A 23,791-nucleotide genomic window follows, 5' to 3' on the forward strand; every position below is an offset into this window, starting at 1 on the left:
CCCCTACCGTGTATAGAATCATATAGGAAAGTCTATAGGAGAACTTAGGATTGGTAAATATGCAGACCACCGCAAATGAAAACGGAGCCGGCCCCAGGATCCGGGCAGCGATCGATGGGCTTCCCCCCTACAGTGCGGGAAGGAGCGTTCGTGATGCCGCTGGGGAAGGCGCCGTACTGGAGCTCCTCGGGTTGGCCGCCAATGAAGGCCCCTACGGCCCGTTCCCGTCCGCCGCGAAGGCCGCACTGGAGCAGGTAGGAAAGGCCAACCTGTACCCAGAGTCCGGTTTCCGCACCCTGCGCGGAGAATTGGCCCGGATGCTAAACGTCGACGTCGCTGAGGTCGCCGTTGGCGCCGGCGGCATCGGACTGATCCACCACTTGTCCGTTGCCCTCCTCGATGAGGGGACTAACATTGTGGTTTCAACCCCCACCTTCCACGCCTACGCCCTCGACGCACGGAAGCAGGGAGCAACCACGCTGAGCACGCCCGTGCGCGAAGATGGCAGCTACGACCTCGAGGCGATGCTGGGCCTGATCACTGAAGACACCCGCATCGTCTACGTCTGCAACCCCAACAACCCCACCGGCGGCATCGTAGGCCGCGAAGAGCTGCTCCGCTTCATCGATACTGTCCCCGAGTACGTCACCATTGTTGTGGACGAAGCCTACTTCGAATACGCCCAGTCCCCTGAATACACCGACACGATTGCTGAACCCGCATTCAACCGCCGCAACCTCGTCACTCTCCGGACGTTCTCCAAGGCCTACGGTTTGGCCGGGCTGCGCGTGGCCTACCTGGTGGGGTCCCGCGAACTCATCGCCGCTGTCCAGAAGGTGCAAAGCAACTACGAAGTTTCCAACGTCGCCCAGGCTGCAGCCCTGGCGAGCCTGCACGAGGAAGCCGAACTCACCCGCCGCGTCGGGCTGAACAAGGACGGCCGTGACGCCCTCACCACCGGCCTGCGCGAGCTCGAATTTGAGCCCCTGGAGTCACATGGGAACTTCGTCTACGTCAAAGTCGGCGACGCCAAGGCATTCACCAAGGCCCTGGAAGGCGAGGGAATCATTGTTCGCCCCGGTAACGCCATGGGGGATCCCGAGAGTGTCAGGATCACCGTTGGAACACCGGAACAGGTGAAGGCAACCATCGCCGCCATGGGCCGCGTCATCCTCAGCACGGCACAGCACAGCACATAAGAGCGGAGATTTTGCGAGTGGATCCCGTCGCAGCCGGACACGATCGCATAGGATTGGCTATACGACCCTTTTGGGTTGTCGTGAGCTGCCCCTGACCGTCGCGGGAAAGGGCATTGCCAATGCCTGAGTTTTCGTCGTTACCGCTCCGAGGGGGAGACATGACAGTTACAACACCAGCCGCTGCTACCCAGTCCAAGGTTGATTTTGCCCATGAAATCCTTCGCAATCGCATAGTTGGCTCACAGTACGCTGCGGGCCAGCGTCTGATCATTGACAATCTTGTCAAGGACATCGGAGTCAGCCAGGCTCCGATCCGCGAGGCGTTGCGCCGGCTCGAGGCTGAAGGTTTGGTCGAGTACGGGGCGAACTCGGGTCCTTCCATCGTGCAGCTGGACAAGACGCACTGGTTCAACCTGATGGAGATGAAGGCCGTCATGGAGGCCTACGCGACCCGGGCGGCGGCGCCGCTGCTCACCGCCGAAGAGATTGCGGCCCTGCGGGAAACCAACGGCCTCCTCATGGGCGCACTGGATGAGTTCGATTTTGAATCCTGGACCAGCCTGAACCGGCGCTTCCACGAGATGATCCATAACCGTTGCCCCAATGCCCTGCTGATCCAGGAACTGCAGCGGCTGTCCCAGTGGACAGACACGGTCAGCAGCCTTGTGTTCGCGCGCGAACGGGGCATCATCATTCAGACCCTTGGGCTTTCTGCGGGCAAGGAAACCATTGGCTTCCACACCCGGATTCTTGATGCCATCGAGAACGGAGAGGCCAACTCCAACCTTGAAGAGATCAGCCGCGAGCACACCCTGGTTCTGGTCCGCCGCGTGCAGGAGAAATTGAGTTCCCGGCCCGCAGCCTAAGTGCCGGAGGCATGCCCGGTAAATCAAAGAAAAAAGAGAGGTGGTAACGGCCGCAGAGCCAGTACCACCTCTCTTTCTGTTGCCATCTTTAAGTCCTGAACCAAGTTGCAGTGCGCTGCATGAGTTCGGTCGAGGACAGCGATGCCACCGAGTGCAGTGATTCACTGACTTCCTGCTCGGTGGCCCATATCCGGTTCGAGCTGACACCCAGTGAGTAGACCGAACCAGTGACCTTCATCAACGCGTCAGGACGGACCAGCAGGACATGCCGGTGGCGCAGGACATGCTGCATGAGACCGGCGTACAGTTCCGGGTCGTACCCGGTGGAGGTAGATCCGGAGATCCCTAACTCTCCGGCAGGAGCCCGAAGCGAGTTGGTCAGTTCATCCAGAAGGTCAGGGGAAGCGTTGTTGCTCTCGTAGGAGCCTTCGCTGGATTCCATGTCCTCAGCCCGCTGGCGTTTGAGCGTGAGCTGCAGCTCCTTGGTAGGAGCTACCACGACAAAAAGTGTCTCTGGCCCGGCCAGGGGTCGTTCTGCCTCATCGCCGGTGATGTGGGACAGCTCAGAGAACCTGCCCCCGATATGAGGAGCTTCCACGATCAGCATTTCTTCGCCGCCGGGGTGTTCTGCGAACCACTTTCCCACCGCCGAACGGACCCAGGTGCCCATGGCGAGCCTGATCCCCGCATGGGTGATCCCGTCAACTTCGGGATAGAGCGCCGACGCCGTGGAATGGGAATCCCAGGACTCCCGTGAGACATCCCATTGCAGGACGGTACTGATTCGCCCGGTCGATTCCACAGCTGCTGCGAGTTCACGCACCAGCAGGCTTTTCCCGGTCCCGGGCAGCCCGACGATGACGACGCAGCGCAGCTCGTCCAGCTTGCCCCAAAGTTCTTCCAGGTACGGCGCCGGCGGCCTTTTCAGCGTCTGGCTCACCGGAACTGATCCACACTGATCATGTTTCCAACCACAACTTCAACTACCGTGGGCTTGCAGGACCGGAAGGCGTCTTCAAGTACCGGCCCCAGTTCCTGCGGGGATGCCGCCCGGCCATAGGAGGCACCAAACGAGGTGACGAACTGTTCAAAGTTCGGGTTGACGAGGTCCGTGGCGATAACCTTGCCGCCGTAGAGATCGCGCTGCATTTGTTGGACGTTGCCGTATTGGGAGTTGTTGAACAGGACCGTTACGAGGCCAATGTTGTGCTGGACTGCTGTCGCCAGTTCCGTAGCAGCGAACATGAATCCGCCGTCTCCGGTAACGGAAAGCACCCGCGTGTCCGGCTTTGCGACTTTCGCACCAAGCGCTGTCGGGAACCCGTATCCAAGTGTGCCCATGTACCCGGTGGAGATGAAGGTGCGGGGTTTGTAGACAGGGAGCAGGATGCGGCTTGCGAAACCAATTTGGGTCAGTTCGTCAACGAAGATCCCGTCCACGCCCAGGGCTTCGCGGATCACTGCGAGGTAAGCTGTCTGCTGGTCCAGGACCGCGCTGCGTTCCTTCCATTCCTTGTGCACCAGTGTCATTTGTTCGGTGATGTCGGCGTTCTGGACACCGCGTTTTTCCAGTCCCTCGATCAGGGCAGGCAGGTGCGATTCGAGGCGTCCGGTGATGGCGGCATCGGGTTGGCCGTAGCGGCCGTGGACCGTCTGGTCGACGTCGATGCGGATGAGTTTACGGTTGCCACGTCCCCAGCCCTGCAGAGCAGACCTGGCACTGCCTCCCAGAGCGATGACGACGTCGGTTTCGGCCCACAGCGGCTTGGCTTCGGGCAGGAAGCAGCTCAGCGGATGGCGGCTGTCAACAATGCCTCGTCCGGTGCGGTAACCGACCACGGGCGCCTGAAGGATTTCGGCGAGCCTGGTGACTTCGGCGGAAACATCCTGGGCGCCGTTGGCGACGAAGATCATGGGGTTCTTTGCGCTGGCCAGGATGCTCAGGGCCTTTTCGATGCCCTCTTCGTCGATGATGTCTTCGGCCGTGTCGGCCACCGGGACGTGGTCCGGGACAGGAGCGCGTTGTTCCAGAACGTCCATGGGGACTTCCAAGGCAGCGGGGCGGGGCCGTCCTGTGTTGAGGGCGCGGATAGCGTCGGCGATTTTGGTACCGGCTTCGGCAGGGTGGGTCACACGGTCGTAATGCTTGGTAAGTGAGCGCAGCAGTCCAGGCTGGTCCGGGACTTCGTGAAGGGTTCCCAGTTCACGGCCGATCAGCTTCTGGGGAATCTGGCCGGTGAGGAACAGCATTTTGGCGTTCAATCCGTAGGCGGTGGCCAGGGCGGCTCCTGCATTCAATGCGCCGGGGCCCGGAACGACGTTGCACACACTGGGCTTTCCGGTAGCCATAGTGTGACCCAGTGCCATGTAGGCGGCGCCTTGCTCGTGCCTGGTGTGGATGATGCGGATGTCATCCCCGGCGTCGTAGAACGCGTTGTACAACCAGTCGTTCTGGACGCCTGGCAGTCCGAAGACAGTGGTCAGACCGTTGGCCTTGAGACTGTTGACGACGGCTTCGCCGCCGGTGTTGTAAGTGGTCATGGAATTAGTTCTCTCCTGGTTATGAAAGTGGTATGCGTAGGAAGTCGCTGCCGACCCGGGTCCTGCCGGTGAATTCGCCGGCCGCCTCGGCGAGGATTTCGTCGTCGGACGCCGGGCCGAACGTGCCTACCGGGCTTAGCAGAAGCTCCCTGGACCCAGCCTCGGCTGCAACATGGGCGGCTCCCCGGGGGTCGCTGTGGACGCTGCGCATGCGGGGAAGCACGCGAGCAGCCCGTTCAGCGCTTAGATAATCAGTGGCGTTGGTCAGGTAGGTCGTCTCATGGATCAAAAGGTCCGCGCCCCGCGCCAGAGAGGTGATCGCTTCGCTGGGACGGGTATCCCCGGAGAAGCACACACTCAGGCCGCCCTGGTCGATCCGGTAGCCGAAGGCGTGTTCAACCGGCGGGTGATCCACCAACACTGCGGTGATTGTGGTGGAGCCGTCATCGATGGTTTCAGGGCCGGTTATTTCCTGCACACGGACAAATTCGCGCAGGTGGGGGCGGCCTTCATCATTCATTCGTGACCGGATATCGAAGTCGAAAGCCTCGTAATGCAGCGCGAACAGACGCGCCAGCGGCGGTGGACCGATGACGTGGACAGGGGCCTTCAGCTGGGACCATGCCAGATGCAACAGCATGGCCACGTCCGCGACGTGGTCAATGTGGTGATGCGAAATCAGGATCCTGCGGAGCCGCCCAAGATCCAAACCGGCGCTGACGAACTGACTGACTGTGCCGTTACCGCAGTCCACGAGGGTGACGTCCTCGTCGATCACCAGTGCATGGGAAACGGGACGCCGACCGGATTTAGGGGTTGGACCGCCCGCTGAGCCGAGCACAACAACTTCGTTGACCTGCGGCGTCAGCCCCGGGTCCTTTGATTCGCTCATGCGTGCCGCTTCCTTCGAGGGATCACTTTGAAAGCACGGGAACGCGCGCGGGGCTCACAGATGCGTCGGTGAGGTTCCTCTTATAGGTCTCCGGCAGCTTCAAGATCGCGATCATCCCGATAGCCCCGATCACGATCAGGTAGAACGCCGGCATGAGTTTCAGTCCTGTGGAAGCTACAAGGAACGCCGCGACATATGGGGCGGTGCCGCCGAACAGGGCGTAGGCGACGTTGTAGCCCAGGGACGCTCCGGAGTACCGGACCTCGGTCGGGAAGAGCTCGGTTTGGGCCACGACCACGGCTACGGAAATGGCTGTTCCCGGGACGATGGCCATGATCTGTCCGACGATGGCCCCGACGAGGCTGCCGGATCCGATGAGCAAAAAGGCCGGGACGGCCAGAACCATGAGTCCAAAGGTGCCGCCGATGAGGAGTGGCTTACGACCGATCCTGTCGCTGAGCATGGCGTAGAAGGGAATCAACGCCGCCGCCAGCAACAAAGTCACCGATGTGGACAGCAGAGCCGCGCTGGAACTCAGACCGATCGTTGAGATGAGGTAAGTGGAGGCATACGTCTTGGCCACGTAGGAGGCGACAGCTTCGACCATGACGATACAGATCAGGAGCAGCAGGGCTTTTTTGTGGTGACCGAGCAGCTGCCTGATCGGCACGGGCCGGTGTTCGGACTCCTCCTTGGCCACGGCTGCCTGGAACGCAGGGGTTTCTTCGACTTTGAATCGGAGATAGAGTCCGATGCCGGCAAGCGGGAGCGACAGCAGGAAGGGAATCCGCCAACCCCAGGCGATCAATGCCTCTTCACCAAGGACGGCCGTCAGGGCCGCTACAAGGGACGCCGCACAGACAAACGCAACGATTCCCACTGCCTGGATGCTGGAAGTCCACAGCGCACGCCGGCCTTCGGGAGCTGATTCGGCAAGGAACGCTGCTGCACCGGATGTCTCACCTCCGGCGGAGAGTCCTTGAAGAAGGCGAAGGGAGATCAGCAGAATGGGCGCGAGGACGCCAATGACCTCGTAGGTGGGCAGCAGGCCGATGGCTGTTGTGGCGGCGCCCATAAGCAAGATCGTGGTGGAAAGGATGGCCCGGCGGCCGAGTTTGTCTCCGAGATTGCCAAAGATCACAGCACCGACGGGGCGGGCCAGGAAGGCTACGCCAAATACCGCCAATGCCGACAGGATCGAGGTTGCCGGATCTGCGCTGGGGAAGAACAGTTTGCCCAGCACCGTCGCCAGGTATCCGTAAACGCCGAATTCGAACCATTCAACGGCGTGACCGAAGCATGCGGCGAGAACGATCCGCGGTTTGGGTCGGGGTAGGTTGTTGGTTTGGGTGGCCACGTGTGGCCTCCTTTCTGTGGTGCAACCCGGGGTCAGGAGCGTGTGACCTGCGGGGCTGTTGCGTGTGTGTGGTCACTTGCCTGGGAGGCGGTTCGGGGTCGGCCCAGGTGTTCTGCCAGTGTGAAGGCCGCTGTGAGGGCCGGGCCAAGGGAAGCTCCTGATCCTGCGTATCCGGGGCCCATTAATGCCGCTGCGCTCTCACCGACGGCGAAGAGTCCTTCGACCGGTACGCCGTCGTGATCCAGGACTCGTGAGAGGTGGTCCGTAGCAAGGCCGCCTTTGGTTCCGTTGGCACCAAGGACGACTGGGACAGCGAAGAATGGCGGCTGCGCGATAGGACCCAGGCAGGGGTTGGGCTTGTGTGTTTCGTCGCCGTTGAACCGGTCGTGGGGGCTGTTCCCCCGGCCGAACTGGATATCAGTGCCGGTTGCAGCCATCTGGTTGGTTTGGGTGACGGTTTGAATCAACGACGTTGCGTCGATACCGGCGCGGTCGGCCAGGGACTCAAGGTCCTCTTCCTGGATAAATTCGTTTGGAAGGCTCGCCGTGGGGGCCACTCCGGCAACCGTTCGGGTGCTGCGGAAGTCGGCGTCGAAGATCAGCCAAGCAGGTTGGTTAGGGAACCGGTGGCTGGCTGGATCAAACGCAAAGAACGCTTTGCCGAGGTCGTTGTAAGAACTTGCTTCATTGACGAACCTCTCCCCTGACGCGTTGACGAGGATGGATCCCGGGTAGGCGAGTTCCCGGACGACGTTGCGATGCAGGGGCGCATTGTCTATGGACTCGCCGCCGATGGATATCGCAGCGGTCCACCACGCTTCGCTCATCCCCCTCAGAGACCCGCCAAGGGAGGTGCCCAGCTTCAGACCATCCCCCAAGGATCCAGGTGCCGCGGTGGGGACGATGTCAACACGGGGCAGGAAGGCGGAGCGAAGGGTCGCATTCCTGGCGAAACCGCCGGCGGCCAATACTACGGTTCCTGCACTGATCTTGCCCTTGGCAGTGTCCAGAACAAACTGTTCGGATGCCCTTGTGATGGCCGTGACCCGCGCATTAATCTGCAGATCGACGCCGCGCCGCAGGGCCGCCTTCACCAGACCCGCAACAAGCCCGGAACCTTGTGTACGCACGTCGGCAGCGGAGCGCTCACGAAGGACAGACTCCTGGACCCCGGTACGTCCTTCAGGGCCGGTAATGGGTCCCCTTATCGGCGATGTCCGGGTGCGATCACGCCAGGGGCCAAGTTCCTCCGTGGAGACCGGCAACGGCTCGAGGGAACGACCGGAGGCGGCGCCCGTCCAGTCTGGGTGGTAGTCCGGACGGTCAATACTGACCACCGGCATGTCCAGTTCGTTCTCAAGGTAGTCAATGAAGCGTGGCGCGTTGGCAACGAAAGACTGCAGGGATGCCTCCGAGGTGGTTCGGAGGGTGGTGCGCCGCAAGTACTGCAGGGCATCGTCAGCGGAGTCTTCGACGCCGGCACGAGTCATGGCCGGAGACCCTGGAATCCACATCTGACCACCAGAGAGCGCTGTTGTCCCGCCAAGCAGACTCGTCGACTCCAGGACGGCGACGGACAAACCGTGGTCGGCCGCGGCGCATGCGGCAACGAGCGCAGCGCCGCCCGAACCGACCACGGCCACGTCGCAAAAGAATCTGCTCATCGCCTGTGTTGCCCCACTTTTGTTGCTTCGCTGGATTGTCTGCTGTCGGTGCTTGTTGCGGGTTTCATCGGCGGTGGTTCTTCCCTCCCGGGCTGCTTAGGGCAAACGGATTGTTCTCTGCGGCACCTACTGCGACGCGAATGATGCTATTGGAAATCCTATAGGAGATCCTTTAATAGTGAAATTGCTTTTGGGAAGATTTTCTGGACGGCGGGGTCCCAGGATTTGATGTGAACCGTACGCTGGTGGACTCAGCCGAGTCGTGGACCTCATGCCCAAAGGACCCGTCGGCCCTACAGCACCAGAATCTTCGAGAGGAAATCCCTGGCACGTTGCGTTGTGGAGTTCTGAAAAAACTCTTCAACGGGCAGGTCTTCAAGGATCCTGCCCTGGTCCATGAAAACCACCCGGTCCGCGGCCCTTTTGGCGAAGCCCATTTCGTGGGTGACACACAGCATTGTCATGCCCTCCTTTGCCAGACCAGTCATGACTGAGAGCACTTCGTTGACCATTTCCGGGTCCAGCGCGGATGTCGGCTCGTCGAAGAGCATGATCTCAGGGTCCATGGCCAGGGTGCGCGCGATGGCCACCCGCTGTTGTTGCCCACCAGAGAGGTTTTGCGGGTATTTGTCCCCGTGCGCTTCCAACCCGACACGGGCCAGTAGTTGTTTCGACCGTTCCATGGCTTTGGCCTTGCTTCGGCGAAGAACCTTGACCTGGGGCAATGCAACATTCTGCAGGGCCGTGAGATGCGGGAAGAGTTCGAAGTGTTGAAAGACCATGCCGACATTGAAGTGGAGTTTGCGTGGCACCTTTTTGCCCGGCTCCAGCTTGAACCCGGCGATGTCAATTCGTCCCGCGTTGATCGGTTCGAGTCCGTTGAGGGTCTTGATGAAAGTGCTCTTGCCGGAGCCGGATGGGCCGCAAATAATGACGACTTCCCCCTTCTCCACCTGCAGGGAACAATCTTTGAGAACCTCCACAGCCCCGTAGGATTTGGAGACGCCCTGAACAGTGATCATGTGATGCGTCCTTTGCTTGCGTAACTGCTGTGGGCTCGACTTGGGGCGAAGCCGGCCGGCGTGTCAGTGGTGAAGTGCACGGAGGAACTCGATGAACCGTGGGTGCGTGGGGTTGTCGATGGTTTCTTTGGCTGGCCCATCCTCGGCAATTTGACCGCTTTCCATGAAAATGACGCGGCTGCCGACCTCCCGCGCGAAGGCAAGTTCGTGGGTGACGACCACCATGGTCATTCCCTCGGATGCGAGCTGCTTCATTTCCTCAAGTATGTCGACCCGCAACTCAGGGTCCAGAGCGGAGGTTGCTTCGTCAAAGAGCATGACGTCAGGCTGCATAGCAAGCGCACGGGCAATGGCAACGCGTTGCTTCTGACCTCCGGAGAGGGAACTGGGGAAGAAGTCTCTCTTCTGTTCCATGCCGACTTTGCGCAGCCCGGCAAGGGCAAGTTTCTCAGCTTCGACACGATCAATGTTCTTAGCCCTGAGCGGACCTATCATGGCGTTCTCAAGCACTGTCTTGTGGGGAAAGAGATTGAAACTCTGGAAAACCATACCCATGGACATCCGCCACTGTGCCATCGCCTGCATTTCTGCCCGGCGACCCCTGAAATCGAAGAAGTCGATCTCACTGTTGGTCCAGGTCTTGCCCTTGAAGGTGATGGATCCCGTGTCTGGGGGCGCAATGAGGTTCATGGACCGCAGCAGTGTGCTCTTGCCGCAGCCGCTGGGGCCGACAAGGACCACTACTTCGCCGGCGTAGACGTCCAGATTAATGCCTTTGAGTACATTGACCTCTTTGGCGGTGCCGGCGTTGTAGGTCTTGGACACTTTGCGAAGTGCAAGAATCGGTACGCGCTGTTCAGTTTCGTCGCGCTGGGGGTCCGCGTCAGGGAGATCTTCAATGTCTCCAACGGCTATATCCTCGTGCGTCATGAGTTCTTCGCCGTTTTCGACTAGCGGATCGTTCATGGCTTGTGGCCCTTTCATACTGTGAGGCCGCCATCAGCCGTGAAGGCAGCGCCGGTGACATACGACGAATCATCGCAGGCAAGGAAAGCAACGAGGTTAGCGATCTCCTCATAGCGCCCCTCCCTCTTAAAGGGAACAATTTCCCGCACTCTGGCCCGCCGCTTTTCCATCATTTCGTCGGAGGAAATGACCTTGCGGTCTGCCATGAAATTTTCCAGAATTCCTGGGCAAACTGCGTTGGCCCTGATGTTGGCATCGGCGAAGTCTCGGGCCGTCACTTTGGTCAGCTGGAGCAACGCTGCCTTGGAGACGCTGTACGCGGCTTCGTTGGTGGAGGCCTTGAACGCGGCGATGGAGGCTGTGTTGACGATGACGCCGCCTCCGGCTTCGATCATCGACGGGATGACGCGTGAAGTCATCATGAACGCTGAGCGGACATTGACTTTCATGGTCAGATCCCAAACGTCCAGCGGGGTGTTCACGACGTTGCCAGTTGGATTGATTCCGGCGTTATTGAACAGCACATCGATGCTCCCGAACGCCTCCAGGCCGGTCGCCACCACCCGGTTCACGACCTCTTCTTCCGAGACGTCGCCGGCCACAGTCACGACCTCCGTCCCGAACCCGGCACGGCACTTGGCCGCCAGAGTCTCGACTTTGTCCTGGTCCAGATCGATCAGGACCAGCGAGGCGCCTTCAGCTGCAAAGCGTCGGGTGCAGGCCTCCCCCAAGCCGCCGGCAGCTCCAGTGATGAGGACTACCTTTGATTGAAAACGCATGGGAGCCTTCCGGTTTGATGTGCACCATATGCCTGGCGTATAAGGGGCGCTGGCTTGAAGATCTGTTGCCCGACGGCCGTGGAAGGCCGCCGGGGAGCATGAGTGGGGGACCAGATCACGGAATCCGCAGCTTTCGCTCGACCCATGAACTGAAGATAGTCATGATGAAAACGACCACCACATACATGAGTCCCACAAGGGTGTAGTACTCGAAGTATTGGAAGGTCTTGGCAGCTGTGTGGCTTGCCCTGTACATGATGTCGGCAACGCCAATAACACCGATGATCGACGAATCCTTGAGGATGATCGTCCACTGACTGACCAACGAAGGGATGGCCACCCGGATGCCTTGCGGCAGGATGATGTCGGTGTAGGTGCGGGTGGCCGACATGCCCAAAACGGCCGCCGCTTCCCGCTGGCCGCTTCCAACGCTGGACAAGGCCGAGCGCAGGATCTCTGCGATATAGGCGCTGTTGAGAATGGTAAGACCGATAATTCCAGCCACGATGGGTGGGATCGGAATGCCGGTGACGGCAGGGAGTGCGAAGTAGATAAAGAGGATGTAAACAAAAGCCGAGAGCGACCGGAAGATCTGCGTCAATGCAAATGCGGTCTTTTCCAGCCACTTGAGGCCGCTCAGACGCATCAGGGTCAGGATGAGCCCACCGATGCAGGCAAGGCCGAAGGATGCGAAGGTCACCGCGAGTGTCACGTAGATGCCCTCGGAGATCGCACCGGTGGAACCCAGAACAGGACCCCACGTGGCCCAAAGCTTTTCGAACCAGTCGCTCATTTGATCCGTAGCCCCCTTTCGGCGAGGTTGAAGGCAAAGGACGCCGCGAAGGCCATCAGGATCAGGATTATTGCCAATCCTGCGTAGGCCTCGAACGGCAGGAACAGGCTTGTCGACATGTCCTGGGCTACGAAAACGGCTTCAGCGACTCCGATGACGGCAGCGTAGGTGGCCCCTTTGAGTTGCATGACGAAGACGTTCCCCAGCTGGGGTAAGGCAATCCGGATTGCTTGGGGAAACAGCACGGAACTGTAAGCCTGCCAGCGTGTCATTCCGAAGGATTTGGCCGCCAACGCCTGTCCCTTGTCGAGGGCAAGGAATGAGGATCGAAAGACCTCGGCCGTGACTCCGGACGTTGCAATGCCTAGCGCGACGATCACGGCAGCCACCGGCGGGATGTTGAAGCCGATGACCTGCGATACGCCGAAATAGACCCAGAGAAGGAGAACGTACAACGGGGCCCCGCGCACGAACTGGACGAGGATGTAGGAAATCGTTCTGAAAAAACCGTTTCCGCGGGACATCGAGGCTAAGCAGAGGCCGACGACGACTGTTAGCACAAAGCTTGCAAGGGCAATGTAAATGTCCACTGCTGCCCCGGCAAGGAAGAGATCATACCGGCTGAGGACTTCGCCCCAATTCATATCAGGCATTATTTCCTAAGTGGCTGTGGGGAGGCTATCCCGGTTAGACCTCAATGAGGGCGCCGCCGGGTCCGACGGTGACGACCGGGAGCTTGAATTCGGTCCGGAGCGCATCTCCGACCCATTTGTTCCACAGTGTCGCGATCGTGCCACGGCCAGCGTGGTGGCGAAGCCAGTTTGAAACCCAGACCTGCGACTTGAAGTCGCCCTGGGGCAGAAGGAAGGTGTTGACGTCTACGTACAGCGGATCGCCGGGCAACACCGTCAGGCCCGGGTTGTTGCGGAGCCCGTTCATGACATTGAAGATCGATGCCAACGTGATGTCCGCACGGCCCGAAGCAACCTCTGCGATAGCCACAGTTGCATCGGCCAAAGCAACGAACGTTGCCCTGGGGTATCGTTGGGCGCCGATAATGGCCTGCGAGGATCCCTGGATCACAGCGATCTTCACGGCTGGATCGTTCAGTTGGGCGTCCTTTTCAAGAGTGCTGCCAGGCCTACGAAGAGCGTAGATGGCTGCATAGTTCGCCGGGATATCCGCGAACATGCCCTCGTTTGCCCGAGTCGGCAGGTTCGTCACCGGTTCGAGCATTTCGACTTTGCCCGACACCAGCGCAGGGACCAGCTGAGCGAAGGGCATCTCGGTGAAGTTGATCTTAATGTCCTTGTCCAGGTCCGCCATCATCATCTTGATCATTTCAACGCTGAACCCGTCCGGCTCCCCTGCGGAGTTGCGGAACTGCATCAAGGGGGTGGAGAACTCCCAGCCCAGGTTGGCTTCCTTTGTACGACGCCACTTGTCCACCAAAGGTTCTTTGTCCGGCGCGCCGGCACCCCCAGAGCTCGCACCGCCGTCGGCGCCCGGAATGAGGCGGGTCAGGCCAAATACGGCAGCACCAGCGGCTGCGCCGGCAATGAGCCCGCGGCGTCCGGGGTGCTCAGTGGCCTTGGTTGCCTGGGCTTCCTGCGTGTCGTTCTCGGTCTTGTCGCTGATGGCCATCTCAAGTCCTTCCTTGTGGGGACGCGGCTCATTCGATCCACGTTGCTGTGATGTAAATCATGCTATCTCATATCGTATAGGAAAACCTACAGGTTCTTGATCGTATTTGAAGTTTCGCCAAATTTGTCTGGGCAGCGTTTGATTGCGGCTTTGACTAGGCCGGTTGTGCCGGCAATTCCCGGGTCATGAATACCCGTGCATGCGCGTCAGGCTGCCGAGTACCGTTCCTCGCTCTGGCAGGCAGTAGTGTTATCTCATCTGCCGTTGCCGTCGTACCACTCGACTTTCCTGGGGAAATCTATGAATGAGAACGCTCTGCATGGATTTGGGGCTCGGCACTGATCGTCATCGCTTTGACGGCTTGCGGAGGCAGCGGCACGTCGAGCGACGCCGTGTCCAAGCCTGCCAGCAAGACAGCCACGCCGACGCCGACTGCGGCGAAAAGGAATTGACACAATGACTGAAATTGCTTGGACCGAGGGAACTTGGACGACCGAACCTGCGAACGTGGAGTTTGCCGAAGACGGCATGCTGGTGACCGCCGTCGAGAAGAGTGACGCCTGGCGCGTCACTTCGTACGGATTCATTCACGACACCGAACACGCCCTCCTCGCCCCTTTCGGGCAGGACACTGCCATGGAGGTGTCTTTCCATCTCGATTTCTCGGCCCAGTTCGACCAGGCCGGGATCTTCGTCCGTGTCGATGACACGACATGGATCAAGACGGGCATCGAGTGGAGCGACGGCGAGGGAAGCCTCGGAGCGGTGGTGACGCGTGGTGTATCTGATTGGTCTTTGTCCCCGGTTCCCGGCTGGGATGGCCGGTACGTCACTGTCCGGGCCAGTAGGTCCGGCAACGCCCTGACCGTCCGGGCCCGAGTTGATGACGACCTATGGCAGCTGGTAAGGGTAGCGCCTCTTGACCCGGAAGCTGTCGTCACCGCAGGGCCCTACTGCTGCGCCCCTTCGCGCCCTAACCTCACCGTGCTCTTCACGTCCTGGCGAACGACAGCCCCGGACGACAGCTTGCACCCCGACGCTTAGGTGCCCATCGAAGGCCGCGCTCCCCCGCCTGCCCTAACTGTCCTGCAGTCTCCCAGCACGGATATCCTCCTCATCCGTGCAAGAAGTCTTGACGGGGTGGGCGAGCCTCGTCTTCGAGATAGAGCCGCACGACCGGACCCGCCGCCGTCGACGATTGGGGCGGCAACGTCACATCAAGCGACTCAGCGGAACGCTGCCAAGCAACGTCGTCGGCAGAACCGAGGACTCGAACCTCCCGGATTCCTCGGGTAAGGAGCCCGGCGCCGCTTCCAAACGATCGGATTCTGGCCTTTCCATCCTGCGGATGTGCAAGCAATGTCGCATAAACGTAGTCGCCGGTGACATCGTTCCGAGTCGTGAAACGAACATCGGCGCCGGTGTAATCAGGCGAGGAAGTGTCGACGAACGAGCCGGCCGTGACCACCGTTGGACCTTCCCCGGGAATGATCCACGGTCGACTGCCGTAGATCGCTTCCCCGTTTCGGGTCAGCCACTCCCCGATGGCTTTGAGGAGCTGTCGTTCCCTTTCCGGGATGGTGCCGTCGGGCTTCGGTCCGACGTTCAGGAGGAGAACGCCGTTTTTTGAGACGGTGTCAACCAGTTCGGCAATTAGCTCGTCGGCGCCTTTGTACACGTGTCCTTCGACCCAGCTCCACGATGTTCGCGACACCGACGTGTCATTCTGCCAAATGTCGTCGCGAATGCCGCCCATCGTCCCGCGTTCGATGTCGTAGACAGCGCTCCCGGGCGCGAATGAATTCCACTTGAAGTTGATGACGACCTCACGGCCCCACTCGGCGGCGCGGTTGTAGTAGTACGCAGCGAAGCGACGCAGATACGGCTCGAACGCAGCCGACTCGATCCACCAATCGAAGTAGAAGATCTGCGGCCGGTATTTGTCGACGATCTCGACACACCTCAGAAGCCAGTCCTCGAGAAAGCGCTCATTCGGAGCGATCTCCTCACGCTGGGCCGGTCCATAGAAGTCCGCGTAAGCGGGATCGCGAACGTCGGAGTCGAACCGGGCACCTCCGTTCATGAAGAACCAATGCTCTGCGCGATGACTCGACGCGCCGAGAACCATCCAGGCACGATCCACTGCGTCGCCGAGCTGCCGGAACACGTCCTGGCGCGGGCCCATCTGCGTCACGCTCCACCGCGAACGGCCGGTGTCGTACAGGGCGAAACCGTCGTGGTGCTCGGCCACCGGCACCACGAACTGCGCCCCGGCCTCCTTGAACAGCGCGGTCCAGTCGTCGGGCTGGAACTTGTCCATGGTGAAACTTGGGATGAAGTCCTTGTACCCGAATGTGCGCTGCGCTCCGTATGTGGCGATGTGATGCTCGAATGACTTCGTACCCTGCAGGTACATGGAGCGGGAGTACCACTCGTCCTCAAACGCAGGGACGGAGAACACTCCCCAATGGAGGAAGATCCCAAACTTGCCGTCGCGATACCACAGCGGTGCCCGGTACCTCTGTAGCGACTCCCAGGTCGAGTCGTAGGGCCCGGCATCGATGACCTGCTTCACGCCCGCCAACGCCGCGGTGTTATCAGAAACATCGACCGGAACGGGGAGGTCGTCAGGGTTGATCAAGGGCAACGTCATTGTGGATCCTTCTCACGAGCGTCATCGAATCGAGGTTTTTGGGCCAAGCCGACCTGTTGGAAGGTTGACAGCATTGGGCGTTCTGCAGGACAGTGTACCTCAACTTGGAGCGCTCCAAGGATATGACTGTTCAAAGGAGAATGGAATGGAAATCCCATGCTGAAAAGTCCGAAACGTCCCCGAGCCATGCTTTCCCTCCTCGCCGCCGTACTCCTCACGGTGGCGGCACAAAGCAACGCCGGGGTGGCAAACGCTGCAGGATCAGACCACTTCGTTGATTGCTCGGCCAGCACGAATGGCCTGGGGACTCAGGCGAGTCCGTGGAATTCGCTGGCACCGGTGAACTCCCTGCAGTTCGGCCCTGGCGAACGAGTCCTGTTCAAGGCGGGAACGACCTGCGTTGGTCAGCTGACACCGTCCGGGTCGGGAGCGGCAGGCAGCCCCGCCGTCATCACAAGCTATGGATCTGGTGCCAGCCCGACCATCGATGGCAACGGCGTGGTGGGTGCGGTGATCAAGCTCCTCAACGTCCAGCAGTGGCAACTCTCGGGTCTCGAGGTCCGTAACGCCGCGGCGTCCCCCGCGTTCAGGAGCGGAGTGCTGGTCGAGAACTCGTCGGGGACGACGCTCTCGGGCATTTCCATTACCAACATGACGGTTCGCAATATCTCCGGATGGTCAGGCGGCTGGTACTCGTCGAACGCGGGAATCGGCGTCCAGACCGACCAGACGGCGTCCGTCTCCACCTGGAACGACATCACGATCGCCAACAACACCTTCGACCACGTCGACCGCATCGCCATTGCTGTCACACCAGACGGCAACGCTCGTGGTACGGGCCAGACGACGAACGTTCGCATCCTGAACAACAACATCCGGTACTCCGGCGGCGACGACATCCTGGTCGTCAACGGCGCTGGAGCGCTGATTGACGGGAATGATGCGGCATACGGCGGGGTCAAAGCGACGACCGGCTGCCCGCCCTCCGGGAACATCTGCAATACGGCCGCAGCTTCAATCTGGGTGGCCGGCAGCAGCGACACGACGATCCAGAACAACACAGTGGCGTGCACGATCAACCAGCAGGACGGCATGGCGTTCGACGTCGACTGGGGCAACCACAATACGACGATCCAGTACAACTACTCGCGCAATAACTCCGGTGGCTTTCTCTTGATGATGCAGCAGATCGGGAGCGAACCCCCAAGCGACGGAACGGTCGTCCGCTACAACGTGAGCGAAGACGATACGAACACGGCCGGTTGCCCGATTACCAGCAACTTCAACCGAGCTCACAACGTGTTTGACTTTCCCGGGGCCATCCCCAACCAGAGCGGCTCAGCCGCGCCCCTTCCGGACATCTACAACAACACGATCTATATCTCATCCGGACGGGCGACATCGGTGATCGGAACGCGAACCGGCAATACGCAGTCAGGTTCCTACAAGCTCCGAAACAACCTGGTGCTGAACTTCGGATCCAAGGGCTACCTGCAGACGACGGGTTCCGTCTTCGCCAACAACCTGCTGTATGGGCCGCGCAATAACAATGAGCCGACGACGGGGACCATCTATCTGTCGCCACAGTTGGTCGGTCCGCTGCAATCCGCGACGCAGGCATCGGGCGGCGCGGCGGCCTATCAGCCGCGCGAGTCCTCGCCCGCCTTGGGCGCTGGCGTCCCCATCGCCTCGAACGGCGGCCGGGATTTCGTCGGCAACCCGGTTGCGGCTGTACCCAGTATCGGTGCCTATGAGACAGCCAGCACGAATCTTGTTCCAAATGGCAGCTTTGATTCGGGAGCCCTCACGCCCTGGACGCTGAGTGGGTCAGGATCGTCAGTGACGACAAGTACGTGGTCGAACGGCCCCTCTGCCCTGCAGACCGGCAATGCGAACAGCGGAGCCGAAAACACTGTCAGCGGGCTCACTCCCTCGACCACGTACCTCCTCTCGGCATGGGTCAAGGTGGGTGTCGTCGGCGAGCAGCTCGCGATAGGAGTCAAGAACTACGGCGGAACGGAGACCTTCAGCAAATCGACCGACACGGCCTGGGCGCTCAATACGGTGGCATTCACGACCGGATCCACCAACACGACCGCGACGATCTACTGCTACAAGAACGCCGGGACCGGCCCGGGCTTCTGTGACGACTTCAGCATCGTCAAGCTCACCAACCCAGGAAGCCTGGTGTCTAACGGAGGGTTCGAGACCGGCTCTCCATCACCCTGGACGCCGTCGTCGTCAGTCCCCGTCAGCCTCAACGCTGGTGCCGCCCACAGCGGGTCGTTCGGGCTCGCGACGGGACCGGCGAACAGTGGGGTTCAGCAAACGATCAACGGGCTCCGGCCCGGCACGACGTACGTTCTCACGGGGTGGCTGCATGCGGTGGCGGGCGAGGAGATTGCTCTCGGCGTCAAGTCATTCGGCGCTGCCGAGTCATTCCACGCGGTGGCCGGGGCGACATACGCTCCCGCGGCAGTGGTGTTCACCACGGGCACTGCCAGCACGCAAGCAACCGTCTATTGCTACAAGAACGCGGGATCGGCGGCCGGGGCATGCGATGACCTCGCGCTGAAAGAGGTGGGCTAGTCACCAACTCAATCTGTGGCTGTGTCGGCAAATCGCCGACACAGCCACATCGCGCTACTGTCTTTCGTACGCTACTGTCTTTGTTACGCTCCAAATCGGCCGCCGGCCGATGGATCTTCAGGCGCGGCGAGTTAATTATCGAAGGACGGGAATGGGCCGGCAAGTAACACTGGAAGACGTCGCCGCCGAGGCGCACGTCTCGAAGAGCAGCGTTTCGAACGTGATCCGAAACCATCCGAATGTTAGGGAATCGATGCGCCAGCGCGTCAACGCGGCCATCGAAAAACTCGGCTACCGCCCCCAGGCCATTGGCCAGAATCTCGTCTCAGGGCGGACGGGTCTCGTGAGTCTTGCGATCCCCAATTTTGCGCAGCCCTACTTCGCCGAGTTGGCGCGGGCCGCGGTTGCCGCAGCCGACGATGCCGGGATGCGCCTGATCGTTCAGCAGACCGATAATCTCCTGGAGCGTGAACGAGAAGCTGCGGACTCGTGGAATCTGGGCTCCGCGGATGGTCTCATCTTCAGCCCATCGGTGATCGAGGACGAAGAGATCGAACTGAGGCGTGGCCGGGCACCGCTCGTGCTGTTGGGTGAGCGATCGAAGTTGTCGTCCGTTGATCGCGTCGGCATTGACTCGGTGGCGATTTCACACACTGCCACCAAGCACCTGTTGGATCAGGGCCGGTCGCGACTGGTGATGATCGGGGACAAGACGTTCGGTGACCCATTCGTGGTGTCGGAGCGTGAAGCCGGTTTTCACCTGGCGCTGGAGGAGGCCGGTCTGCGCGAAGCCGGGCCCGTCACGGCCGTTCGGGATTGGACTCGCGACGACGGAGCCCGCTCAATCGAAGAGCTCGTCGACGCCGGCGTCGAGTTTGACGGGGTTTTCTGCGCGAACGACCTGCTCGCACTGGGCGCGATGTCGGCGCTTCGGCGACGCGGCCTGAAGGTCCCGGAGGACGTCGCGGTGATCGGAATCGACGACATCGAAGACGGCCGGTTTGCTTCACCGACGCTTTCCACGATGTTCATCGACAAAGAGTGGATGGCGCGTGAGGCGATCCGGCTGCTAGCCAAGCAACTCACCGACCCGGACTCGGTCCCCGAACAACTCAGCGTTCCGTTCCACCTCGTCGCGCGCGAATCAACCGCTTAGCCCGCTGACCCCGGGGAAACCACATCAGTTGTCGCCGGCACCTGCGCAGCGACTGCCCCCTGCCCTGCCCAGCAGAACCGCAGAGCCTCCATCACCGGCTCCCCGAAGGGCGGACGCTGCGGCGCCCGCGGGTGCACGGCCCTCAGCCTCCGGTGCTATCCGCACGGCCTTCCGTCCATGGTCCCGATGCAGCCGGTCCTCGCACACAAACTCCTCCGGAACCTGCTTCTCGCTGCCAGATTGAAGCGGGCGTAGCGGGTCGATATCGCCTTCGTGACGTCACTGCGTTCGCTTTTTGAAAGCTCCCCGGTGGAGCGTGCCGTAGCGGCGCGCGCCAGACGGCGCCCGCCGCTACGGGACATTCACAGAGGATTCCTCGAACACCGCTCCCGGGCATCTCTGAGAAGTCGAAAGCGCTGACTTGACAAATCCATGGTGCGAGATCATTCTGTAGATGCGCCCATTTGGAGCGTTACAAATTCTCAATGGAGAGGACACCATGAATCACAGCACCCGACCTGTTCGCAGGGATGTTGCTCCTTCAGACAGCACTAGAGGCCGTCGCGGACGCCTGGTCGTGGGAGCTGTTCTCGCCCTGTCCGCGCTCCTGATGACGGGTTGCTCGTCGACTGGCGCAAGCGGAACCGGCGACAAGACTGTCCTGAAGGTGTATGGCTGGAAAGGCGGCGACGCCGAGCCGGCGAACGTGAAAGAAATCAACGCCGCCTTCGAGAAGGCGAATCCTGATATTTCGCTCAAGTACGAATTCATCCCGTCAGCTGCATATCCCCAGCGTGTGCAGTCCGAACTTCTCGCCGGAAACACCGCCGACGTCATCATGACCGACTCGGCCAAGGTTCAGGACTGGGGATCCTCGGGATACCTCGAGGATCTGTCGTCGCAGCCCTGGGTGGGCGGGGTGCGCAAGGAGATCAAGCCGTTCGTTGAGAACGAGGGTAAGACCTATGCGATGCCGATGGAGGTTATTGGCATTTCGCTGTTCGCCAACAACGCCCTGCTGCAGAAGGCAGGAATCACGTCGACGCCCGCGACGTGGCCCGAGTTCGAGGCGGCCCTTCAGAAGGCGAAGGACGCCGGCATCACTCCAATTTCTTTGCCCAACAAGGGCGGGTGGACGGGAGACGCGGCGATCAACGCCATTGCTGCCACGCTCGTGTACAAAGACAACCCGACGTTCGACGCGGACTTCGTGCAAGGAAAGGCGTCTTTCTCTACGTGGAAGTCGTCGCTGCAGCAACTGATGGATCTGCAGTCGAAGGGGTTTGTTGATTTCAAGAGCGAGCTTGGCGTTGATGAGTGGAGCACTGGGATCTCTGACTTCCAGGCGGGCAAGAGCGCATTCTATGTGCAGGGCGCGTGGAACCAGTCAGCGTTCACGAAGGCCGGGCTGGATGACTCGTTGATCCCGTGGCCGGCGACCAGCAAGGCCGATTCGAACGCGAACCTGTTTGTCGGGACGATGTTCAGCGTCAATGCCAAGTCGAAGGTCAAGTCGGCGGCAGAGAAGTATGTCGAGTTCTGGTCTGAGAGCAAGAACGCCTCTCCTTATCTGGAGGCCGAGAATGCAGTGTCGCCGTTCACCAACGGCGAGAACCCGTCCGGAGCCGCGACAAAGGCCTTCGTTGCGGCGGTGAACGAGGGAAGGTACCGCATCCTTCCTTCCAACACGTGGGCGGATGCCGCGGGCGAGAAGACATTGCAGGAGCAGATACAGGCCCTCTGGCTTGGTCAGCAGAGCATCGATCAGACGGTCAAGAACCTCGACGAGAAGCTCAAGCCCAAGAAGTAGGCAACGGCGGCAGGGGCCGTGTGGCATCCAGCTCGGCCCCTGCCGTTCAGTTCAATTGAAGGAATTTCGATGATCCACCGCAGACCGCTCGTAGCCGTCGCTTTCATGGCCCCCGCCCTGGCGTTGTACTTCGCCATTATTGTGTACCCGCTGGTGCAGGGGCTCGTGTTGAGCGTCACGGACAGCAAGATTGGCAATGCCGGCGACTTCGTCGGAGCGGCGAATTACGCCGCCATGGCAAAGGACGGCGACGTCATACGAGCACTGGGCGTCACGGTGGCGTATGCGGTCGTGGTGGTCATCGCACAGAATGCGATCGGTCTGGTCCTGGCCAGGGCTCTGTTCATGCGCCCGCGCGTCCGCCAGCTGGGCAGCACAATCATTCTCGTTCCCACTCTCATGTCAGCCGTGATGGCCGCGTTCGTCTGGAACTCGCTTCTGGCACCAGACGGAGCTGTCAACTCCCTCCTTAAATCGCTGGGTTTGAACACGCTCACACATGTGTGGCTCGGCGATCCGTCAACGGCACTCTGGGCGATCGCGCTGGTCAACATTTGGATGTTTTCGGGCTATTCAGCTGCCATCTTTTTAGCCGGGTACATGAACCTCCCGGCCGAACTCCTCGACGCATCGAGCGTGGATGGAGCGACAGGCTGGCGCAGATTTGTCTCGGTCGAGTGGCCGCTTCTCGCCCCGGCCACGACCGTAAGCGTCACCCTTTCCCTTCTGGGGTCGCTCAAAGTTTTCGAACTCCCCTTCGTGATGACGAACGGTGGGCCAGCCGGTTCAACCACGACCCTGACCATGCTGATCTTCCAAAAGATCTTCGGAGGACAGGGAAGTTTCGCCTATGGCACGACCATTGCCGTCCTGCTTCTGGTTGTCGTCGTGCTGTTTGCCGGAGCCACCCAATCCCTTCTTCGACGTCGCGAGGAGCGAATCTAACATGGAGAACACAACGATCACCGCAGCTCCAACACCCCCGACAGCATTCCGAGGGGAACGTCGAGCGGAACGTCGAGCCGGGGCACGACGTCGGCGCGGGCCCCTATCGCTGGTCGGCGACGTGATCCTGGCCATGTCCGTCATCCTGATCTTCGTCCCGTTCGCCTACACAGTCGTGACATCCTTGCGCCCGCCTTCCGACGTGATCAACGATCCGCTGGGCTGGCCGACGAGCCTGACGATCGATAACATCACGAACGCCTATTCGAAGATGAACTACACCCAGGGGGTGCTCAGTTCGACCATTGTCTTGGCGGGCGCGTTGATCTTGACCATCATCGTCGGAGCGCTTGCCGCGTACCCGCTTGCACGTATCACCCGTTCGTGGACGACGTGGGTGTACCGCCTCTTCCTTGCGGGCTCGACGGTCCCGATCTTTGTACTAATCGCACCGCTATACCTCTTGCTTCGAGACGTTGGCCTTCTGAACAGCTACGCGGGAATCATTCTCGCCTACACCGCCATCAACCTTCCGGTCGCGATCTTCTTCTACACGTCGTTCTTCCGACAGATTCCGATCGAGCTGGAGGAAGCGGCCGCGATCGATGGATCGGGACCGGTGCGCACGTTCTTCGTTGTGCTGTTCCCTCTCCTCCGACCCGTCACTGCGACCCTTGCCACGTTCCTGACTCTCAGTGTCTGGAATGACCTGCTCATTCCGCTGGTCTTCGTGCAGGATCCATCGTTGAAAACGGTGATGGTGAATGCCTACTCCCTTGTTGGCAGCTACACCCTGGACCCGAGTTTGCTCTTCCCCGCCGCGTTGCTCGGCGTCGCGCCCCTACTCATCGTGTTTGCCTTCTTGCAACGGCAAATCGTAAGCGGACTCACGATGGGTGCCGTGAAGTCCTGACA

General features: G+C 60.6%; 20 protein-coding genes. 8 read left to right on the plus strand and 12 right to left on the minus strand.

Annotated features, from left to right (window positions below; translation table 11 throughout):
- Positions 1-59 precede the first annotated feature (59 nt).
- Together hisC and AC1DLO_RS12480 are read left to right on the plus strand one after the other, a co-directional pair.
- Entirely contained in the window at positions 60-1,199 is a 1,140-nt protein-coding gene (gene hisC, locus AC1DLO_RS12475) for a histidinol-phosphate transaminase (RefSeq protein WP_441437347.1), read from the plus strand.
- 158 nt (positions 1,200-1,357) lie between these two features.
- A complete protein-coding gene (locus AC1DLO_RS12480) occupies positions 1,358-2,065 on the plus strand; it encodes a GntR family transcriptional regulator (RefSeq protein WP_441437348.1) in 708 nt (235 codons plus the stop codon).
- 88 nt (positions 2,066-2,153) lie between these two features.
- On the opposite strand, the gene AC1DLO_RS12485 is transcribed toward AC1DLO_RS12480, so the two are convergent.
- The 11 genes from AC1DLO_RS12485 to AC1DLO_RS12535 all read right to left on the minus strand — a co-directional run bounded on the left by AC1DLO_RS12485 (position 2,154) and on the right by AC1DLO_RS12535 (position 13,723).
- The gene (locus tag AC1DLO_RS12485; protein WP_441437349.1) at positions 2,154-3,005 is read right to left on the minus strand and encodes a P-loop NTPase family protein; all 852 of its coding nucleotides are present in this window, start codon (positions 3,003-3,005) and stop codon (positions 2,154-2,156) included.
- Positions 3,002-4,606: a thiamine pyrophosphate-dependent enzyme gene (locus AC1DLO_RS12490; protein WP_441437350.1), complete on the minus strand. Its 1,605-nt coding sequence runs from the start codon at positions 4,604-4,606 to the stop codon at positions 3,002-3,004. Before AC1DLO_RS12490 ends, AC1DLO_RS12485 begins: the two co-directional genes overlap by 4 nt.
- A 19-nt stretch (positions 4,607-4,625) precedes the next feature.
- On the minus strand, positions 4,626-5,498 hold the full coding sequence (locus AC1DLO_RS12495) for an MBL fold metallo-hydrolase (protein ID WP_441437351.1): 873 nt from the start codon (positions 5,496-5,498) through the stop codon (positions 4,626-4,628).
- Between the two features lie 22 nt (positions 5,499-5,520).
- Positions 5,521-6,855, minus strand: a complete 1,335-nt coding sequence (locus AC1DLO_RS12500) for an MFS transporter (RefSeq protein ID WP_441437352.1) — start codon at positions 6,853-6,855, stop codon at positions 5,521-5,523.
- Between the two features lie 32 nt (positions 6,856-6,887).
- Positions 6,888-8,519: an FAD-dependent oxidoreductase gene (locus AC1DLO_RS12505; RefSeq protein ID WP_441437353.1), complete on the minus strand. Its 1,632-nt coding sequence runs from the start codon at positions 8,517-8,519 to the stop codon at positions 6,888-6,890.
- Positions 8,520-8,812: 293 nt separating this feature from the next.
- The gene (locus AC1DLO_RS12510) at positions 8,813-9,541 is read right to left on the minus strand and encodes an amino acid ABC transporter ATP-binding protein (protein ID WP_441437354.1); all 729 of its coding nucleotides are present in this window, start codon (positions 9,539-9,541) and stop codon (positions 8,813-8,815) included.
- A gap of 63 nt (positions 9,542-9,604) precedes the next feature.
- A complete protein-coding gene (locus AC1DLO_RS12515; RefSeq protein ID WP_441437355.1) occupies positions 9,605-10,507 on the minus strand; it encodes an amino acid ABC transporter ATP-binding protein in 903 nt (300 codons plus the stop codon).
- Between the two features lie 14 nt (positions 10,508-10,521).
- The gene (locus AC1DLO_RS12520; RefSeq protein WP_441437356.1) at positions 10,522-11,286 is read right to left on the minus strand and encodes an SDR family NAD(P)-dependent oxidoreductase; all 765 of its coding nucleotides are present in this window, start codon (positions 11,284-11,286) and stop codon (positions 10,522-10,524) included.
- Positions 11,287-11,401: 115 nt separating this feature from the next.
- Entirely contained in the window at positions 11,402-12,079 is a 678-nt protein-coding gene (locus tag AC1DLO_RS12525; RefSeq protein ID WP_441437357.1) for an amino acid ABC transporter permease, read from the minus strand.
- Complete coding sequence (locus AC1DLO_RS12530) at positions 12,076-12,732, minus strand: amino acid ABC transporter permease (protein WP_441437358.1); 657 nt, start codon at positions 12,730-12,732, stop codon at positions 12,076-12,078. The genes AC1DLO_RS12525 and AC1DLO_RS12530 overlap by 4 nt, the downstream gene beginning before the upstream one ends.
- 34 nt (positions 12,733-12,766) lie before the next feature.
- Positions 12,767-13,723: a transporter substrate-binding domain-containing protein gene (locus AC1DLO_RS12535; RefSeq protein WP_441437359.1), complete on the minus strand. Its 957-nt coding sequence runs from the start codon at positions 13,721-13,723 to the stop codon at positions 12,767-12,769.
- A 456-nt stretch (positions 13,724-14,179) separates the two neighbouring features.
- On the opposite strand from AC1DLO_RS12535, the gene AC1DLO_RS12540 reads away from it, so the two are divergent.
- Positions 14,180-14,767, plus strand: a complete 588-nt coding sequence (locus tag AC1DLO_RS12540) for a DUF1349 domain-containing protein (protein ID WP_441437360.1) — start codon at positions 14,180-14,182, stop codon at positions 14,765-14,767.
- A 70-nt stretch (positions 14,768-14,837) separates the two neighbouring features.
- On the opposite strand, the gene AC1DLO_RS12545 is transcribed toward AC1DLO_RS12540, so the two are convergent.
- Positions 14,838-16,376 (minus strand): alpha-L-fucosidase, encoded by a 1,539-nt coding sequence (locus AC1DLO_RS12545; protein WP_441437361.1) that lies wholly within the window; start codon positions 16,374-16,376, stop codon positions 14,838-14,840.
- A 156-nt stretch (positions 16,377-16,532) separates the two neighbouring features.
- Here AC1DLO_RS12545 and AC1DLO_RS12550 point away from each other — a divergent pair, with 156 nt between their 5' ends.
- The 5 genes from AC1DLO_RS12550 to AC1DLO_RS12570 all read left to right on the plus strand — a co-directional run bounded on the left by AC1DLO_RS12550 (position 16,533) and on the right by AC1DLO_RS12570 (position 23,789).
- The gene (locus AC1DLO_RS12550) at positions 16,533-18,965 is read left to right on the plus strand and encodes a carbohydrate binding domain-containing protein (RefSeq protein WP_441437362.1); all 2,433 of its coding nucleotides are present in this window, start codon (positions 16,533-16,535) and stop codon (positions 18,963-18,965) included.
- Positions 18,966-19,116: 151 nt separating this feature from the next.
- Positions 19,117-20,121, plus strand: a complete 1,005-nt coding sequence (locus AC1DLO_RS12555; protein WP_441437363.1) for a LacI family DNA-binding transcriptional regulator — start codon at positions 19,117-19,119, stop codon at positions 20,119-20,121.
- Positions 20,122-20,620: 499 nt separating this feature from the next.
- Complete coding sequence (locus AC1DLO_RS12560) at positions 20,621-21,931, plus strand: ABC transporter substrate-binding protein (RefSeq protein WP_441437364.1); 1,311 nt, start codon at positions 20,621-20,623, stop codon at positions 21,929-21,931.
- A gap of 69 nt (positions 21,932-22,000) precedes the next feature.
- On the plus strand, positions 22,001-22,876 hold the full coding sequence (locus tag AC1DLO_RS12565) for a carbohydrate ABC transporter permease (RefSeq protein ID WP_441437365.1): 876 nt from the start codon (positions 22,001-22,003) through the stop codon (positions 22,874-22,876).
- A gap of 1 nt (position 22,877) precedes the next feature.
- Positions 22,878-23,789, plus strand: a complete 912-nt coding sequence (locus AC1DLO_RS12570; protein ID WP_441437366.1) for a carbohydrate ABC transporter permease — start codon at positions 22,878-22,880, stop codon at positions 23,787-23,789.
- Positions 23,790-23,791 lie beyond the last annotated feature (2 nt).

Source organism: Arthrobacter sp. 01T419, assembly GCF_056398865.1.